The sequence below is a fragment of the Kitasatospora sp. Ki12 genome (assembly GCF_054601375.1).
In genome coordinates this window covers 1,428,725-1,446,589 of record NZ_BAAIHT010000003.1, presented here as the reverse complement: position 1 = coordinate 1,446,589, position 17,865 = coordinate 1,428,725, and the positions used below count along the sequence as shown (strand labels likewise).

Annotated in this window: 15 protein-coding genes; 6 read left to right on the top strand and 9 right to left on the bottom strand. The window is 76.0% G+C overall.

The features are described from left to right. The first annotated feature begins 38 nt into the window (after positions 1–38). The gene (locus ACYP53_RS36945) at positions 39–842 is read left to right on the top strand and encodes an exodeoxyribonuclease III (protein WP_189913711.1); all 804 of its coding nucleotides are present in this window, start codon (positions 39–41) and stop codon (positions 840–842) included. Between the two features lie 224 nt (positions 843–1,066). Continuing rightward, positions 1,067–1,654 (top strand): hypothetical protein, encoded by a 588-nt coding sequence (locus ACYP53_RS36940; RefSeq protein ID WP_189913710.1) that lies wholly within the window; start codon positions 1,067–1,069, stop codon positions 1,652–1,654. Between the two features lie 92 nt (positions 1,655–1,746). On the opposite strand, the gene ACYP53_RS36935 is transcribed toward ACYP53_RS36940, so the two are convergent. After that, on the bottom strand, positions 1,747–2,454 hold the full coding sequence (locus ACYP53_RS36935; protein ID WP_189913709.1) for a lysoplasmalogenase: 708 nt from the start codon (positions 2,452–2,454) through the stop codon (positions 1,747–1,749). A gap of 340 nt (positions 2,455–2,794) precedes the next feature. Between ACYP53_RS36935 and ACYP53_RS36930 the strand changes: the two genes are divergently transcribed. Next, positions 2,795–4,651: a DUF2398 family protein gene (locus ACYP53_RS36930; RefSeq protein ID WP_189913708.1), complete on the top strand. Its 1,857-nt coding sequence runs from the start codon at positions 2,795–2,797 to the stop codon at positions 4,649–4,651. Positions 4,652–4,780: 129 nt separating this feature from the next. Here ACYP53_RS36930 and ACYP53_RS36925 read toward each other — a convergent pair whose 3' ends face one another. The 4 genes from ACYP53_RS36925 to ACYP53_RS36910 form a co-directional block, all read right to left on the bottom strand. Beyond that, entirely contained in the window at positions 4,781–4,960 is a 180-nt protein-coding gene (locus tag ACYP53_RS36925) for a hypothetical protein (RefSeq protein ID WP_459650618.1), read from the bottom strand. Positions 4,961–5,085: 125 nt separating this feature from the next. Next, complete coding sequence (locus ACYP53_RS36920; RefSeq protein WP_189913706.1) at positions 5,086–6,711, bottom strand: BCCT family transporter; 1,626 nt, start codon at positions 6,709–6,711, stop codon at positions 5,086–5,088. 115 nt (positions 6,712–6,826) lie between these two features. After that, positions 6,827–7,258 (bottom strand): MerR family transcriptional regulator, encoded by a 432-nt coding sequence (locus ACYP53_RS36915; RefSeq protein WP_459650617.1) that lies wholly within the window; start codon positions 7,256–7,258, stop codon positions 6,827–6,829. Positions 7,259–7,300: 42 nt separating this feature from the next. After that, positions 7,301–8,077, bottom strand: coding sequence for an alpha/beta fold hydrolase (locus tag ACYP53_RS36910; RefSeq protein ID WP_459650616.1), 777 nt, complete (start codon positions 8,075–8,077; stop codon positions 7,301–7,303). Positions 8,078–8,249: 172 nt separating this feature from the next. On the opposite strand from ACYP53_RS36910, the gene ACYP53_RS36905 reads away from it, so the two are divergent. Further along, on the top strand, positions 8,250–9,647 hold the full coding sequence (locus ACYP53_RS36905) for a sulfite oxidase (RefSeq protein ID WP_459650615.1): 1,398 nt from the start codon (positions 8,250–8,252) through the stop codon (positions 9,645–9,647). A 186-nt stretch (positions 9,648–9,833) separates the two neighbouring features. Here the strand turns inward: ACYP53_RS36905 and ACYP53_RS36900 are convergent, their stop codons facing one another. Next, on the bottom strand, positions 9,834–10,484 hold the full coding sequence (locus ACYP53_RS36900; RefSeq protein ID WP_229928290.1) for a TetR/AcrR family transcriptional regulator: 651 nt from the start codon (positions 10,482–10,484) through the stop codon (positions 9,834–9,836). A gap of 137 nt (positions 10,485–10,621) precedes the next feature. Then, positions 10,622–11,530: an acyl-CoA thioesterase gene (locus ACYP53_RS36895; RefSeq protein WP_308437522.1), complete on the bottom strand. Its 909-nt coding sequence runs from the start codon at positions 11,528–11,530 to the stop codon at positions 10,622–10,624. Between the two features lie 148 nt (positions 11,531–11,678). On the opposite strand from ACYP53_RS36895, the gene ACYP53_RS36890 reads away from it, so the two are divergent. Together ACYP53_RS36890 and ACYP53_RS36885 are read left to right on the top strand one after the other, a co-directional pair. Next, complete coding sequence (locus ACYP53_RS36890; protein WP_459650614.1) at positions 11,679–13,037, top strand: SWIM zinc finger family protein; 1,359 nt, start codon at positions 11,679–11,681, stop codon at positions 13,035–13,037. Further along, entirely contained in the window at positions 13,034–15,769 is a 2,736-nt protein-coding gene (locus ACYP53_RS36885; protein WP_459650613.1) for a DUF6493 family protein, read from the top strand. The genes ACYP53_RS36890 and ACYP53_RS36885 overlap by 4 nt, the downstream gene beginning before the upstream one ends. Before the next feature lie 85 nt (positions 15,770–15,854). On the opposite strand, the gene ACYP53_RS36880 is transcribed toward ACYP53_RS36885, so the two are convergent. Next, positions 15,855–17,060, bottom strand: a complete 1,206-nt coding sequence (locus ACYP53_RS36880; RefSeq protein ID WP_459650964.1) for an MBL fold metallo-hydrolase — start codon at positions 17,058–17,060, stop codon at positions 15,855–15,857. A 324-nt stretch (positions 17,061–17,384) separates the two neighbouring features. Continuing rightward, a complete protein-coding gene (locus tag ACYP53_RS36875) occupies positions 17,385–17,837 on the bottom strand; it encodes a MaoC family dehydratase (protein WP_189913699.1) in 453 nt (150 codons plus the stop codon). Positions 17,838–17,865 lie beyond the last annotated feature (28 nt).

Sequence of the window (17,865 nt, the reverse complement as noted above, 5' to 3'; positions counted from 1 at the left end):
ACCCCGTCCGTACCGAACCACCGGGAAGGCCGCCCGCCGTGACCGTCCGCATCGCCACCTGGAACATCAACTCCGTCACCGCGCGGCTGCCCAAGCTCCTGGAGTGGCTGGAGAGCGCCAAGCCCGACGTGCTCTGCCTCCAGGAGCTCAAGTGCGCGGCCGACGCCTTCCCGTACGACGAGGTCCGCGAGCTCGGCTACGAGACGGCCGCGCACGGCACCGGCCGGTGGAACGGCGTGGCCATCGTCTCCCGGCTCGGCCTGGAGGACGTCGTGCGCGACCTCCCCGGCCAGCCTGGCTACCTCGCCGACGGCGCCCTGCTGCCCGACGTCGAGCCGCGCGCCATCGCGGCCACCTGCGGCCCGGTCCGGGTCTGGTCGGTGTACGTGCCCAACGGCCGCGAGGTCGACCACGCCCACTACCACTACAAGCTGGAGTGGCTGGAGGCGCTGCGCAAGGCCTCCGTCGAGGACGCGGCCGGCCCCCGCCCGTTCGCCGTCCTCGGGGACTTCAACATCGCCCCGGCCGACGAGGACGTCTTCGACGTCGCCGCCTTCGAGGGCCTGACCCACGTCACCCCGGTGGAGCGCGCCGCGCTGGCGGCCCTCGGCGAGATCGGCCTGCAGGACGTGGTGCCGCGCCCGCTGAAGTACGACCGCCCGTACACCTACTGGGACTACCGCCAGCTGGCCTTCCCCAAGAACCGGGGCATGCGGATCGACCTCACCTACGCCAACAAGGCCTTCGCCGACGCCGTCACCGACAGCTACGTCGACCGCGAGGCCCGCAAGGGCAAGGGCACCTCGGACCACGCGCCGGTCGTGGTGGACCTCGACCTGTGAGCCCGCAGGGGCCGTCCGCACGGGCTGCGCAGCGGCCGTCCGTGCGGGCCGTCCGCACGGGCCGTCCGTGCGGTGACCCCGGGTGACGGGCCGTAACCCGAACGGTCCTGAGCGGTGGCTGGGCCCCGGGCGCGTGCCTACCGTCGGTGAGTGACCGGGTGCAGTTGATCGACCAGTGGACATGGGAGTCCCCGGCTGCGCCCGAGAATCCCGGAGGTTCCGGCATGCGCCCCTTGCGTACGGCCGCCGCCGTCCTGATCGGCGCGACGGCGCTGACCGGCCTGACGGCCCCCCTCGCTTCCGCCAGGGACGGCTCGGCCTCGGTCAGCCCGTCCCAGGCCGCACCGGGCCAGACCGTGACGGTCACGGTCTCCTGCGAGAAGTCGGACAAGCCCGAAGGCAAGACCATCACCGCCCGCTCGGCCGCCTTCGAGGGCGGTCCCGCGACCCTCACCCTGGGCTCCGACGGCAAGCACACCGGCTCCGCCCGGCTGGCCTCCCAGCACTCCGGGGACAGCAAGGTCGACGGCACCTGCCCGGACGGCGGTGCCTTCGCCACCACGGTGACGGTCACCACCGTCGCCGCCACCACCCCCGACAAGAGCCTCGGTGACTGGGGCAAGGCGGCGGGGGAGTGGGCCGGCTCGCTCGGGCAGTCCGGCGCCGGGAGCCAGCAGGTCGCCCCGCACGGCTCCGTGCAGACCGGCCTCGGCGGCTCGGTCGCGGAGAACCCGGCGGAGCTGGCCGGCGGCCTCGCGCTGGTCCTGGGCGGGGTCGGCGGTTTCTGGCTGCTCCGGAGGCGCGGTGCCTGAAGGCCGCGCCCCAGCAGCCAACCCCAGCCGTGCCCCCGCCGCACCCTCGCCGCGCCGCCGGACCCTGACGGGACCGGCGGCGCGGCGACGTCTCAGGACTGCCGCTCCCGCTGGAACTCCTCCTCGTGCGCGAGGATGCCGGTGGCCAGCAGGTACTGGGCCAGCACATAGGTCGCCATGATCCAGAACTGATGCCCCGGCAGCTCCCGCCACTTCGCCAGCTTGGTGGCGATCAGCGTGTCCGAGAGCAGGAACAGCGCCCCGCCCAGCCCCGTCCGCCAGCCCAGCCCGGCCGAGGTGACGGCCGTCGAGGTGAGCAGCAGGCTGTAGCCGGCCACCGGGACCCGCAGGTCCCCGAGGTCCGGCCAGAGCTCGCCGACCAGGGCCACCCAGGCCGTCGCGTACGCCGCCGCGACCACCAGGGCCCGACGGCGGTCGGTGAGCGCGCCGCGCTGGACGAACATCGTCACGTAGCAGACGTGCGCCGCCGCGAAGGAGCCCATGCCGGCCAGGAACGCCGGGTCGTTCTTCAGCTGGAGCAGCACGTCGCCACCCGTGCTCAGCAGCAGCGCCGGCGCCAGCAGCTTCGGCGCCTCCCGCTCGGCCGCCTTGGCCGCCGCCACGCTGTGGGCGGCCAGCAGCGGCATCAGCGCCGGCTTGGTGGCGTTCCGCAGCACCGGGGCGCCGGACAGGATCGACCCCAGGTGCGCCGCCGAGGTGGCCGCGAAGCCCCCCAGCAGGCCGCCGGCCGACCGCAGGCGCGCGCCGAGGACGGTACGGGTGGTCGTACGAATGCTCATGCGCACCTCTTGGTGACTCGCCCGCCGGGTCCGCTCGCGCTGCGGCCGCCGACGGTCGGACGGTGGGGTAGCCGCGCCGGCCCCGGGGAGCGGGGCGTGCGGCGGAAAGACAGGTTACCGGTGCGTAACCCGGGTGGGGCCCGGCGGGTGACGGCACGGCCGGGAAGCGGCCGGGAAGCGGCAGGGGAGCGGCGCGGGGGAGCCGAGGGGCGGGCGCGGAACGAGGCCCGGCAGCGGAGCGGAGGACGGGCGGCCGGTTCGAGGGCTCTTGCGGAGACTTCCTCAGGAGGGCGGTTGCTGCCACCGGGTGACCCGGGCACCGTCTACTCTTGACCCCGACATGGATCAGCAGGAGTACGCGGTCGGCGCCACCAGAGTGGCCGCCGGCAGGCCGGACGGACGTACGGGCGGGGCAGGTCGGGGGACCGCCGCGGCCGTCCTCGCCGTACGCGTAGCCGTACCGGCCGGCGCTGTCGAACACGTCGACGCCGTCGAGCGAGCCGAGGGCGCAGGCACCGCCGGTGCCGCCGGTGCCGCTGACACGGGACCTGGCGTCGCTCCCGCGGGCCGTGTTGACGACGCGCAGGCCGCCGCCACTCCCGAGCCCACCGCGCCCCATGGCACCGCCTCCTGCGGCACCGCCCTCTCTCCCGACCCGGGACTGCTGCGGTTGGCCCACTGGTTCGCCGCCGCCACCCCCGGCACCGCCGACGACCTGTGCGCCGCCTCCTTCGGCCTCTACCCCGCCCGTCACCTCGGCGCGCACGCCGAACCCGCCGACCCGGACGTCAGCTGGTGGCACGGCCCCACCGCGCCCGCCTCGCCGACCCCGCGTTCCCGGGGGGCCCGCGTCGACGGCGGCCCGCGCCGCGCCCGGCGCGACTCCGCCGCCCTGCCCGTCGTCCGGTCAGGCGCCAAGCCCGGCGGGCCCGGCAAGCACCGCAAACCCGAACGCGCCCGGACCGCGCCGGAAGCGGTCGGAGCCGTCCAGCTCGTCCTCCCGCTGGTCACGCAGGATCGTTCCGGCGAGGAACTACCCACCGCCGAACGCCGCATCGCCGCCCGGCTGCTCCTCGCCCACCCGCTCGTCACCGCCTCCGGCCCGCACGCCGACGGCTTCCCGCTGATCCGCCGTCACCGCGACTGGCTCGCCGAACGCTTCGACACCCTGCTCGGCTACCGCCTCGACGTCGGGCCCTGGCACGCCCGGCTCTGCAAGGCCGGCCTCGGCCCCGACGCCGCCCGCCGCCTCGAACACCCCGCCACCGGCACCCCGCTCACCCCCGGCGGCTATGCCCAACTCGCCCTCGCGCTCGCCCTGCTGGTCGACGCCCCGGAGGAGCTCGACTACCGGCGCCTGCTCGACGCGATGCACGACGCGGCGCCCGAACTGGCCGCCGAACCGGCCGACCTCGACGCGGCGCTCGCCACCCTGGCCGGATGGCAGGTGCTCGGCGACCTGCCGGCCGGCCCCGCCGGCGACACCTTCGTCCTGACCGTCGACCGCGAACTCGCCCGAGCCGTCCCGGCCCGCCCGCCCGCCCTCGCCGCCGACGCCGCCGACCTCATCCGCGGCGCCGCCGAAGCCGAACCCGCCACCGCCGTCCGCCGCCTCCTCGCCGAGACCCCCGCGGTCCTCGCCGCCGACCTCACCGAGGACCGCCGCGCCTGGCTGCACGAGCACCGGCTCACCGGCCCCGCCGCGCTCGCCGACTTCCTCGGCCTGGAAGCCGAACTGCGGGCCGAGGGCGTCGCCCTGCTCGACCCGGCCGCCGAACTCACCGACCTCGCCCTCCCCGGCGCCGGCACCCTCGCCCAGGCCACCCTGCTGCTGGTCGAGCGCCTGGTCGAGGAGGTCCGGCCGCTGCCAGGCGAGCCCGGCGACGGGGACGTCCCGATCCCGGACGCGCTGATAGACGGGGTCCTCGGCGACATCACCGACGAGTACGGCCTCCCCGCCCGCTACCTCTCCGACCGCACCGCCCTGCGCCGCGACGCCCTGGACCTCCTCCAGCGGCTCGGCCTGATCACCCCCACCCCCCAGCCGAAGCGCCCCCCGACCTGGCACCTCCGCCCCCACGCGGCCCGCTTCGCCCCGGCCCCCGACCTCCAGCCCACCCCGGGCACCGGCCGCCACTCCCGCCCGACCCCCCTTGTCCCGCCCCCACCGGGCCCCCGCACCGGACGGCGCGCGTAGCGGACGGGGTCGCGGCGCGGGGTGGTCGGCGAGCCCCGAGCCCCGCCCCCTGGCGCTGGGACGGCCCCGGGAAAGCGGAAGCACCGCGCCCGGAGTGCCGGGCGGCGGTGCTGGGGAGGGTGGGTGCGGTTACTTGCTGGCGGTGGTGCTGGAGAGGGGGCCGTGTTCGACGGTCTCCACGGTGGCGCCGACGCCCAGGGTGCCGAGGGCGATGGAGGAGAGGACGGCGATGCACGCGAGGAGGCGGCGGTGCCGTTGGGGGAGCGGGAAGCGCGGTTCCTGGTAGGGCGCCCGAGGGATGGCGTTCATGACAGGGAGGTTCCCAGGGCGTCGTGAACGGCCGGTACGCGCGGGTGAAGTCCGGACGGGGGTTGGGCGTCGGTTGGCCGCGTACGCCCCACCGGTCGGGAGTGGGGCGTACGCGCAGGTCAGCGCTATGGGGTCCGGTCGCCGACGGTGGCCCGGACGGCGTCCCGCAGGCCGTGTGCGGGGTGGAAGCGGGAGGGGGCGGCGGCCGGGTCCTCGCGGAGCTCCTTCACCAGGGAGACGCACAGCAGCAGCATCACCACGACGAACGGCAGCGCGACCAGGATGGTGGCGTTCTGCAGGGCGGTGAGTCCGCCGGCGAGCAGCAGGGCCGCGGCGACCCCGCCCATCAGGACACCCCAGACGACCACCAGCGGGGTGCGCGGGTGCAGCGAGCCGCGGCTGGAGAGCGAGCCGAGCACGAGGGAGGCGGAGTCGGCGCTGGTGATGAAGAAGGTCATGACGAGCAGGACCGCGACGACGCTGGTCACCGAGCCGAGCGGCAGCGAGCGCAGCATCTCGAACAGCGAGGCTTCCGCACCCTGCGGGATGGTGGCGACCAGGTCGGCGGTGCCGGTGGTGACGAGGCGGATCGCGGTGCCGCCCATCACGCAGAACCAGATGACGGTCGCCCCGCTGGGTACCAGCAGGACGCCGAGCAGGAACTGACGGATGGTGCGGCCGCGCGAGATGCGGGCGATGAAGGTGCCGACGAAGGGCGCCCAGGAGAGCCACCAGGCCCAGTAGAAGATCGTCCAGCTGCCGAGCCAGCTCTCGTCGGTGAACGCCCCGGTCTGGCTGGACATGGCGACCAGGTCGGAGAGGTAGCCGCCGACGGTGGACGGGATCGCGTCGAGGGTGAAGACGGTCGGGCCGAAGACGAAGACGAAGAGCATGATCAGCGAGGCCAGGACGACGTTCGCGGTGGAGAGCCACTTCACGCCCTTGTGCACCCCGGAGAAGGCGGAGAGCACGAACGCGGCCGTCAGCGAGCCGATGATGACCAGCTGGGCGTTCTGGGTGTTGCGGACGGAGGAGATGTAGCCGAGGCCGTCGGCGACCTGCAGCGCGCCGAGGCCGAGGCTGGTCGCGGAGCCGAAGACGGTGGCGAAGACGGCGAGCAGGTCGATGGTCCGGCCGGCCCAGCCGTCCGCGCCGCGCTGTCCGATCAGCGGGACGAAGGCGGCGGAGATCCGGTTGCCGCGGCCCTTGCGGAAGGTGGTGTAGGCGAGGGCGAGGCCGCCGACCGCGTAGATCGCCCACGGGTGCAGGGTCCAGTGGAAGAGCGAGAACTCCAGGGCCTGCTGGGCGGCACCCGCGCTCTGCGGGGCCGCTCCGGAGCCGGGCTGCGGGGTGGCGAAGAGCTGGAGCGGCTCGCCGACGCCGTAGAACATCAGGCCGATGCCCATGCCGGCGCTGAACATCATGGCGACCCAGGCGAGGGTGGAGAACTCGGGTTCGTCGTCGTCCCGGCCGAGCCGGATCCGGCCGAAGCGGCTGAAGGCGAGCAGCACGGTGAGGACGAGGAAAACGTCGGCGGCGACCACGAACAGCCAGCCGAAGTTGTGCAGGACCCAGCGGAGCGCGGTGCCGGAGGTACGGCCGAGCGAGTCCTCGGCGAAGACGCCCCAGGCGACCACGGCCAGCACCAGGACGGCGCTGATGCCGAAGACCGCCCGGTCGGTGGGGAGGGTCGCGGCGGGTTCGTCGGGCTCCTTCACGCGCCGGTCGGACTGCGGCGGCTGGCTGCTCATCGGGCGGGCCTCTCGACATGCGTGGATTCGGTCTGCATGTCGCACTATGTCCAGTCGGTTCCGCGCGTGGCGGGACGGCGCGCCGGGCGGGCGCCGGGTCGGGACCTACGTCCCGTCAGGCGGCGTGCTCCCGGACGGGCTCGTACGCCGCTTCGTACGTCGATCCGTACGCCGCTCCGCCCGCGGGCTCGTACGCGGGTTCCCGCGCGGTGGAGAGGTAGTGGGAGAGCGCCTGGCGGCTGCGGGAGAGGTCGTCGATCCGGGCGTCCAGGTCGGCGAGTTCGCCGCGCAGGGTGGCCAGCAGGTCCGGGCAGGCCTCCAGGACCGGGACGGGGCCGGTGGCGCAGGGCAGCAGCTCGGCGATGACCCGGGTGCTCAGGCCGGCCGCGAGCAGGCTGCGGATCTGCCAGACCCGGACGGTGTCCTCCTCGCCGTACTCGCGGTAGCCCGCCGTGGTGCGGGCGGGCCGCAGCAGCCCCTGCTCCTCGTAGTAGCGGAGCAGGCGGGTGGACACCCCGGTCAGGCGGGCGAGTTCTCCGATGCGCATGATCGGGCGAACGCCGCGGCCCGCCGGGGTGTTCCCGGCCGCTCAGTGCTCGTCGAGGCCCTTCACGAACTCCAGGGCCACGTCGCGCAGTTCGGGCAGCGTCTCGACCATCGGCAGGTGGCCGGAGGGGAGGGCGACGAAGCGCGCGCCGGGTATGCCCTCGGCCAGCAGGCGGTGCTGGGACGGCGGGACGAGCATGTCCTCGGCGGTGCCGACCACCAGGGTCGGCACGGTGATCGCGGCGAGTTCGGCACGGACGTCGGCCTCGCCGGCGAGCCGGAACTGCTGGGCGAGTCCGGCCGGCTGAGGGCCCGTGAGCGCCTGCCGGAGCCCGGCGAGCTGGTCGGCGGGCAGCGCGTCCACCCAGCTCCCGCCGAACACGACGGCGAGCATCAGCCGGGCGAGGTCGTCGGGCCGCGCCTCCAGGTCGACGATCAGGTCGGAGAGCATCCGCATCCGCGCCGAGCCGCCGGCCACGCCCGCGAGCAGCAGCAGCGAGCGGACCCGCCCGGGGTGGCGGGTGGCGATCCGGACGGCGACGGCGGCGCCGAGCGAGTAGCCGGCCAGGTCGAAGGTGTCCAGGCCCTCCTCGTCGGCGGCGGCGACCAGCCGCTCGGCCAGTTCGTCCAGGGTGGGCGCGTCGGCCTCGTACGGGCTGTCGCCGGAGCCGGGGTAGTCGGGGGCGACGACGGTGCGGTGCACGGCGAGGTCGGGCAGCAGCGGGCCCCAGTTGTCCCGGGCGCTGCCGCCGGCGCCGTGGGCGAGCAGCAGGCCGGGGCCGGAGCCCTGGACGATCCGGGCGAGCGGGGTGGCTGACATGGGGTGCTCCAATGCGGGCTGGGGTTTCGCCGACAGTGGGAACGGTAGGAGTTCACACCGGTGAGAAGGTCAAGCCGGGGAGGGGGAGGTCCCGTCCGGGCAGGTCCCGGGCCCCGGCCGTGGTCGCGCGCACCGCTGAACCGCCTACGCTGAGACGGAAGGGATTCCGCTGATGGACGACGAGGTCCACACCCGGCCCGCATCCGACGCCCGGCCCGCAGCCGACACCCGGAACGACGCGGCCCCGGAACGAACCACCGCCCGGCCCGGGGGCCGCGCCGAGGGCGTGGACCGCCGGACGCTGCTGCGGATGGTCTCCGCCGCCGGGGCGCTCGCCGCGCCCGCCCTGGCCGGCCCGGCCCAGGCCGCGCCGGCGCCGGCGCAGGCGTCGGCGTCGGCGGGCCGGGCGGCCGCCGAGGAGGTGCCCGTGCCCGCGTTCGAGCCCAAACCCGTGCCGGGGATCGTCAAGCCGCTGCCGGCCGAGTGGTTCGTGCCGCGCGGCACCAATGCCGAGATGCGCTGGGACGCCTTCCGCGACGCCGACGCCGACGGCGCGGCGGTGGTCGGCCGGCACGTGCCGGTGGAGCGGTTCTTCGTGCGCAACCACACCGGCACTCCGCTGATCGACGCCGACACCTGGACCCTCAAGCTGTTCGGCAGCGGCCTGCGCGGCGCGCCGACGGCGCAGGATCCGGTCGAGTTCGGACTGGACGACCTGCGGGCGCTGCCGTCCACCCGGATCAGCGCGCTGATCGAGTGCGCCGGCAACGCCCGCAGCTACTACCTCAACCAGCAGGACCAGCCGGTGCCCGGCACGCCGTGGACGCTCGGCGGCGTGGGCTCGGCGGGCTGGCGGGGTGTGCGGCTGGCCGACCTCCTCCGGGCGGCCGGGCTGACCGGGGCGGCGGTCGACGTGCTGCCCACCGGCCTCGACCCGGACTACGTCGTGGGCGGCACCAACTACGGCCCGGTGCGCCGGCCGCTGCCGATCGCCAAGGCGCTGGACGACGCGCTGGTGGCGTACGAGATGAACGGCGAGCCGCTGACCCCCGACCACGGCGCCCCGGCCCGGCTGGTGGTGCCCGGCTGGGTGGGCATCGCCTCGATCAAGTGGGTGGGCAGCATCGAGGTCGCCGACCACCCGCTCCACTCGCCGTGGAACACCGACTTCTACCGGATGTTCGGGCCGGACTACCCGCCCGGCGGCGGCGCCCCGCTCACCGAGCAGGTGGTCAAGTGCGCCTTCGAGCTGGCCGCGGGTGCGCGGCTGGCGGCCGGTCGCGGCCACCGGCTGTACGGGCGCGCGTGGTCGGGCGCGGCGGCGGTGCGCCGGGTCGAGGTGAGCACCGACGGCGGCCGGAGCTGGCGGCGCGCCGAGCTGCGCGACGAGCCGCGGGCCGACGACTGGACGCGCTGGAGCGTCGACTGGCGGCCCGAGGGGCCCGGCCGGTACGAGCTGCGGGCGCGCGCGACGGACCGCCGGGGCAACGGCCAGCCCGAGCGGGCGGTGTTCAACCGGGAGGGCTACCTGTTCGGCGCGGTGGTGGCCCACCCGGTGACGGTGGTCTGACCCCCGGACCAGGCCCCGGACCCGGCACTGGTCCCGGCCCCGGCCCCGGGCCCGGCCCCGGACCTGGTCGGGGCCGGACCCTGGCCGGACCGGGGCCGGGACCCGCCGCGGGCGCGCGCGGCCGGGCCGGACCCGCCCGGGGAGGACCCGCCTGAGGGTCACCCGGTGGGCGGGACCGCCCGGCGCTCAGCCGGTGGACTGGACCTCGTAGGGAGCCGGGTACCGCGTCTCGTACGGCGTCAGCACCAGCCGCACCACGTCCTCGAGGCGCCGCCGGGCGTCGCCGAGGGTGGTGCGGCCGGTCACCCAGGCGGTCAGCTCGCCCTGCCAGGCGTGGGCGACGATGTGCCGCACCAGGTCGCTCGACGCGGCCGGCACGTCGGCCGTCACCGCCTGGAGGGCGGTGCTGTCGGCCCGGGCCATGCCCTGGAGGGCCTCGCTGGCGAAGGGGTCGGTGGAGGCGGCCACGGCCACCCGCAGCCGGGCGAGCTCGGGCTGCCGCTGGTAGGCCCGCATCCCGCCCCGGACGAACCGGACCGCCCGGTCGGTGTCCCCCAGCCCGGCCCGCGGCCCGCGCAGCTCGGCCACCAGGTCGGCCAGCAGCAGGCGGTGCCACTCGGCGATCGCCGCCGCCAGGAGGTGGTCCTTGGAGGAGAAGTAGCGGTACGCCGTCCCCAGGGCGACTCCGGACCGCTCGCAGACCTGCTTCATCTGCAGCCGCTCGACGCCGATCTCGTTCACCAGGGCGAGCGCGGCCGCGATCAGGCTTTCGCGGCGTTCGAGCTGACGCGGAGACATCGCCTCCACCGGCCGTGGTGACAGGTCAACCTTGGTCACCCGCACCATGATACGGGCCGGGGCCGCTCAGGAGTATGTCGCCGACCGGCCCCCTTCCGTTCGTCCGGCGGTCACCCGGGTCCGGAAGCGGCCGGGGGCCGTCGTCGAGCCCCCGCCCGCGGGGCGGCGCCGGGGCCCTACGACTGCCGGCGGATCAGGGCCTCCTGGACGGCCGAGGCGACCAGCCGGCCGTCCCGGTCGTAGAACTCGCCGTGGGCCAGGCCGCGGCCGTCCGAGGAGGACGGGCTGCGCTGGGCGAACAGCAGCCACTCGTCGGCCCGGAAGGGGCGGTGGAACCACATCGCGTGGTCCAGTGAGGCCATCAGCAGCGTGGGCGGCTCGGTGCGCTGGAAGAAGTTCGGCTGCTCGTCCAGTCCGGCGGTGGAGGCCAGGGTGAGGTCGGACAGGTAGGTGAGCGCGGCGGCGTGCAGCAGCGGGTCGCCGTCCGGCAGCCGGGAGGCGGTGCGCATCCAGACGAAGTGCTGGAGCAGCCCGGGGACGGCCGGCGGCACCCCCGGGGTCTCCGGCGGGACGAAGCGCACGTCGAGGTCGCGGAAGCCGCCGGTGGCGGCGACCGCCCTGCGGACCTCCTCGGGCGCGCCGGCCACGGCGTCCGGAAGGGACTCCGGGCCGGGCAGCGGCGGCATCTCGCGGTGGCGGTCGGGGCCGGGCTCGGCGTGCTTGAGGGAGACGGTGAGCGAGAAGATCTCGTTCCGCTTCTGCACCGCCGTCACCCGGCGGGTGGTGTACGAGACGCCCTCGCGCAGCCGCTCGACCACGTAGTCGATCGGGCGGGTCGGGGTGCCCGGCAGCAGGAAGTAGCCGTGCAGCGAGTGCACCGGGCGGCGGTCCTCGCAGGTGCGCCCGGCGGCGACGAGCGCCTGGGCGGCGACGTGGCCGCCGAAGGCGCGCATCGGGGCGCCGGCGTGGCAGTAGCCCCGGAACGTGTTCTCGTCCAGCCGTTCGAGCTCCAGCAGCTCGGCGAACGGGGAGGACGGGCGGGCGTCCCGGGCGGCCGGGGCAATCGGTTCGGTCAGGTCGGTCACGAGGTCATAGTGGCAGAAGCCAACCGTGCGGTGGTGTGACGTGGGTAACTCGTCCGGCAGTCGGTCGCCCTGTAGAACACGTTCCAGTCGCGTGCCGGTCCGACGCCGGCCCGGTGCACTGTCAGACCCCTCACCTAGCGTGCTCGGCATGACGCAATCCGCACACGCGTACGCCTATCTGCGCCCGTCGGCCGTCCTGGACGGCGCCGGGGGCCGACGCCTCGACCTGGCCACCTCCGGCGGCGCCACCCCGCTCGGCGCGGCCGCCAACCCGCGCTTCTTCGCGGGCTTCCTGGCCGACCCGGCGCCGGCCGCCGCGGCGCTGCTCGCGGTCGCGGACGTCGCCGCCGCGCGCTACCACCAGCCGCGGCTGCGCGCCTCGCTCGACCCGGTGGTCACCGCCAACGGGGACCGGCTGCGCTTCGAGTCCTTCTCCGGCTGCTGCGGCGTCTACGCCCGGCTCGACGTGCTGGAGGCCGGGCTCGACGGCGACGAGATCGGCCACGGCACCACCAACGTGGACGTCAACAACCCGCTGCGCGAGGCGCTGACCAGGATCGGCCCGGCCGACCCGCTGCACCTCGCGGTCGGGCCGGACGCGCTGGAGGTCACCAGCTTCGACGGCCCGCTGGTCGAGAAGAAGGTGCCGCTGCCGGAGCGCTGGCTGCGCGGCTTCGCCGAGACCCAGGTGGTCGCGGCCGGCTTCGAGCCGCGCGCCGAGCTGCCCGTGGCCGAGGCGGTGCGCTTCCTGCGCTCGCTGCCGCGCGGCGGGCGCGGCGGCGTCGGCTGGGTCGTCCCGGCCGGGCGGACGTTGCGGCCGACCACCCGCCCGGTGCCCGGCGCGGTCTGCCTGCCCGGGCCCGAGCGGCTGGTGGCGCTGCAACGGGTGCTGCGGCACGCGCTCGCCCTGCGGGTGTACGGGCCGGTGGCCGCCGGGGCGCCGGCCGCCTCCGCCTGGGAGGCCGTGCTGCCCGGCATGCGGCTCACCCTGACGCTCTCGCCCGACGCCTCCCGGGGCTTCTCCGGCGAGGGCGGGGTGCTCGACGCGCTCGCCACCGGAACGGCCGAGCAGGACGCCGAGCTGGTGTCGGTGCTGCTCGCCTGGGAGCCGCGGATCGAGGTCGGGGACCTCGCCGCGCAGTCCGGCCTGAGCCCCGAGCGGGTCCGCGCCGCGCTCACCCGGCTCGGCACCGCCGGGCAGATCGGCTACGACACGGCCGAGGCCGCCTACTTCCACCGGCAGCTCCCGTACGACGCCGGGCGCGCCGAGGCCGCCAACCCGCGGCTGCGGGCGGCCCGGGCGCTGGTCGAGGCGGGCGCGGTGCGGCTGGAGGAGGGCGGCGCGACGGCCGTCGTCACGGTCGACGACCACATCCAGCGGGTGCGGACGGACGAGGCGGGGCGGCTGAGCTGCACCTGCCTGTGGTGGGGCACGTACCGGGGCGGGCGCGGGCCGTGCAAGCACGCGCTGGCGGTCGGGATGGTGCGGGGGGAGTCGGGAGCGTGAGGACGGTGGAGGACACGGTGGCCGGTGTGGCGGCGGACCCGGTGGAGGAACTGCGCGCGGCCGTCCGGAGCGGGTTCGTCGAGGCGGTACCGGGACTGCTGGCCGGACTGGACCGGGCGCAGCGGCGGGCCTGCCTGGCCGCGCTCAAGGAACTGCGCAAGGAGCTCAGGGACGACTGGACGCCCACCGCGATCGAGGCCAAGGGCGCCCTGCTGGTGGCCGGGGCCGGGTGCCACCCGGGCCCGGCGGGCGCCGCCGCCTGGCTGGCCGGCGGCGACTTCACGTCCCGGGAGTGGGCCCGCTACCCCGAACTGCACGCGGTCGTCGAGGCGCAGCCGCGGGAGTGGCAGATCGAGGTGGCCACCCGGCTGGCCGCCCGGCCGACCCGGGCCTGGGGCTGGTCGATGTACCAGCTCATCGAGGCCGTCGTCCGGCGCACCGGCTGCGAGGTGCCGACCGGCGAGTCCTTCGTCCGGGACTGGCTGAACCGCTCCGTCGACCTGGGCGGCCCGCGCCCCACCCTGGCCGACAAGCTGCGGGCCGACGCCTTCACCCCGGTGCTGCTGCCACTGCTGTTCGAACTCGCCGACGTCGGCCACACCCTGACGTTCCGGCTGAGCCCGCGCCCCGGCGACCTCTGGACGGAGGCGATCGGCGAACTGGCCGCCGCCGGGGTGGTGGACCGGGCGGCCGTGATCGACCGCTGCCTGGCCCGGCTGCTGCGCGGCGGCCGCCCGGCCGACCAGCGGGCCTTCCTGGACGTGCTGCGGGCGCTCGCCCCGACGCCCGCGGAGTACGCGGCCCGGGTCCGGGACGTGGTGGCGCTGCTGGACGGCCTGTCGGTGATCGCCGGGCACGCCCAGGGAGTGCTCGCGCAGCTGGACGAGGCCGGGCTGATCGAGCCCGAGGTGCTCCACGAGGCCTCGGCGGTGGTGCTCTTCCGGACCGAGAAGAAGCTGGTGCGCGCCCAGCTGGGCTGGCTGGACCGGGCCGCCCGGCGCGCGCCCGAACGCTCCGGAGCGGTGGTGCTCTCGGCGGCCGAGGCGTTCGGGTACGCGGACCAGGGCGTCCAGGAACGGGCGCTGAACGTGGTGGCCCGGCACCGCGCGGCGGCGGGCGAGGCGGTGCTGCCGGAGCTGCGGTTCGCCGCCGAGGCGCTGAACCCGGTCCACCACGGGCGGGCCGGCGAGCTGCTCGGCGTGTCCCTCGGTGTGCTCTCGGGCGGGGAGGGCGACGACCCGGACAACGGGTGGAACGAACTCCTCCCGCCGGTCCCGGTGCCGAGCCCGCTCGGCGCGCCGGTCGCCTCGGCGGCCGAGCTCGCGGAGGAACTGTCCGCCCTGCTCGTGGACCGGGAGCCGGGGGTCGCGGCCTTCGAACGGGTCCTGGACGGCCTGGTCCGGCAGGCCCGCCTGGACCGGGCCGGGCTGATCGAGGCACTGGAGCCGGTCCGCCGTGAGCACCCCTGGAACGGCGCCGGCCAGTGGGGGGACTGCACGCCCTGGGGCGTCCAGTTCGTGGTGGCCGCGGTCGCCGGCGAGACGGCGCCGCGCCGGCTCTGGGACGCCCTCTGCGGCAAGGGCCGCTCCCCGCTGCGCGGCCCGCACACCACCGTCCACGGCGCGGTGCTCGCCGCCCGGATGGAGGAGGCCGCCTGGCAGCTGACCGCCACCCGGCCGCCGTACCTGCTCGCCACCCCGACCGACGCCACCGGCGCGCTGGCGGCGGCCGTGCTGGTCGAGCGGCTCGCCGGCTACGAGGCGGCGGGCGTCCCCGCCGGGCCGGTCGACCTGTCCGCGGCCCTGCTGAGGGTCGGCCCGGGCGCGGACGAGGCGGTCCTTGCGGCCGCCGCGGCGCTCACCTCCCCGGCCGGGCGCTGGGCCGCGCACTGGCTGCGCACCGGCGGCCTGCCCGGTCAGCCGTCCGAGCGGGTGCTGTTCGCGCCCGGCCAGGGCGTGCGGCGCGCCAACGCCTACGGGGACCGCTGGTGGGAGGACGTCGAGCGGGTCGCGGTCGCCCAGCCGGGCATCGGCCCCGGCCCGGAGGGGCCGGCCGGCGAGCGGCTCGCCCCCGAGTTCCGGGCGCTGCTGGACGGCACCGAGCCCAGCGTCGCCCGCGCCCGCAAGGTGGACGACTGGAGCCGACGGCCGGTCACGCACTGGTCCGCGATGCTGCCCTGGCACCGGGAGGAGCTGGCCGCCCGCTGGCTCGACACCTTCGCCCAGGGCGCCGACCGGGACGAGCGCGGCGCGGGCCGCCACCTTCCGCTGCTCGCCGAGGCCGGCGGCCCGGCCGGGCTCGCGCTGCACCTGGCGCTGGCGTACGGCCTGGGCGCCCGGCACGCCGAGGACCGGACGGCGGCGGTGGACGCCCTGCTGGTGCTCGCCGCGCGCGGGGAACTGGACGGCGGGCTGCTCGGCCGGGAGCTGGGCGGACTGGTGGCCTGCGGCACGGTCCTGGCCGGCCGGCTGGGTGCGGCGCTCGCCATGGCGGCGGAGACCGGCGCCCGGGCGACGGTCTGGTCGGTGCTCGGGCCGGCGCTGCCGGGGCTGCTGGGCGAGGCCGGCCCGTCCGTGCGCGGACTGGGCGACCTGATCGCACTGGCCGCGGACTGCGCCCGGCGCACCGGGGCCCGCGGTCCGGTGGCCGAGGTGACGGCGACGGCGGCGCGGGCGGGGTCGGGCCGGGTGGTCAAGGAGGCGCGGGCGCTGCGGGACGTTCTCGCGGGGTGACGGGGGCGGATGACGGATTTCGGCGAACAGATTTCAAAGTCTGTTCGCTGAAAGTTGTCGGCTGAACTCTGTCGGTTGAAAGTTGTCAGCTGAACTCGGTCACCTGTTCCCTCGGCGCCTCCGCCGTCTCCGCTGCCACCTGCGCCGCCGCTGCCGCCTCGGCCGCCGGTTCGGGTGTGCCGACCACCGGTTCGATCGCGGGCGGGGTGGCGGTGACGGCGCGCCACCACAGGCGCAGGGCGGGCGGATCGGCGGGCTCGAAGGGCTTGCCCGGGCGCGGCACCGCGAGGCGGGCGCCCTGCGCCTGGGCGGCGGCGACCACCCGCTCGGCCGGCTCCTCCCACGGGTGCAGCGCCAGGTTGAAGGTGCACCAGTGGATCGGCAGCAGCAGTTCGCCGCCCAGGTCCAGGTGCGCCCGTACGCCCTCCTCGGGCGTCATGTGCACCTCGGGCCAGAAGTCGCTGTAGGCGCCGACCTGCATCATCGTCGCGTCGAACGGGCCGAGCCGGCTGCCGATCTCGGCGAAGCCGGGGAAGTAGCCGGTGTCCCCGCTGTGGAAGATCCGGTGTCCGCCGCCGGACACCACCCAGGACGCCCAGAGGAACAGCGAGCTGGTGCGCGGGCCGCGGCTGCAGTAGTGCCGGGCCGGGGTGGCGGTCAGGGTCAGTCCGGCGACCTCGGCGGACTCCCACCAGTCCAGCTCGACGATCCGTCCGGCCGGCACACCCCAGTGCTCCAGGTGGGCGCCGACCCCGAGCGGGACGGCGAACACCGCGTCCGTCCCGATCAGTGCCCGGACGGTGGCCATGTCCAGGTGGTCGTAGTGGTCGTGGGAGACCACCACGACGTCCACCGGCCCGAGTTCGGACAGCGGCAGCGGTACGGGGTGCAGCCGCTTGGGGCCGGTCCAGGCGAACGGGGAGCAGCGGTCGCCCCAGACCGGGTCGAGCAGGACGCGCCGGCCGCCGATCTCGGCGAGCACGGTGGCGTGGCCGAGCCAGGTGAGCCGCAGCCCGGACTCGGGCGGCGCGGCCAGGTCGGCCGGGAGCAGCCGGTGCACCGGTACGGCGGCGGCGGGGAACCGGCGGGTCTTGTCCCCGGTCAGCTGGGCGCGGGTGATCTCCAGCGGGCTGCGCTCGTAGACCAGGCGGCGGGTCGGCACGGGGTTGCGGAAGGCGCCGTCGGCGAACTGCGGGGAGCGGCGGATCCGGGCGAGCCGTTCGCCCCGGGGGTCGGCGCCGAAGGCGTCCGTCCGGACCCGGTGCCAGGCGGCCCGGGACAGCCCGGCCAGTCCGGGGACGGCGCGGTCGGCGGCGCGGTCGGCGGGCGGCGGGGCGAACTGCGAGGACAGACCGGCGAGGCGGGAGAACCACGGGACGGGGCGGGGCACGGCTCCTCCAAGGACGGTCACGGCTACCGGGCATGCCGGGGCGCGCACCGCAGCGACGGCCGAGGTCGCAGCGATACGACAACCATCTCGTCGGAGATTACTCGCCGTGGGCCGTCCGGACCTGGTGGAGGGCCCGGCGCGGTCCAATCGGCGTACCCGGCCGGGCTCCGCCGGCGGCAGCGGGCAGGGCCCGGTCCCGGGCCCGGCCCCCGGCCCCGGGACCCGTCAGGCGTAGAAGCGGGTGATCGTCTCCGCGACGCAGTGCGGCTTGGCGCTCCGCTCGCTCGTGACGGTGAAGCGCACCACGGCCTGGACGCCGCCGGGCACCTCGGTGGCCGAGACCAACTCGGCGGTGGCCCGGATCGCCGTACCCACCGGCACCGGCGCCGGGAAGCGCACCTTCTCGGAGCCGTAGTTCAGCGCCATCCGCACGCCCTCGACGGCGTAGCACTCCTTGGCCAGCACCGGGATCATCGACTGGGTCAGGTAGCCGTGCGCGATGGTCGAGCCGAACTGGCTCTCCTTGGCCCGCTCCGGGTCGACGTGGATCCACTGGTGGTCGCCGGTCGCCTCGGCGAACAGGTCGATCTGCCGCTGCTCGATGGTGTGCCACTCGCTGGTGCCCAGTTCGGTGCCGACGGCGGAGGTCAGCTCGGCGAGGGAGGCGAAGGTCGTCACGGGTGCGCTCCTGGAGGGGGACGGGCCC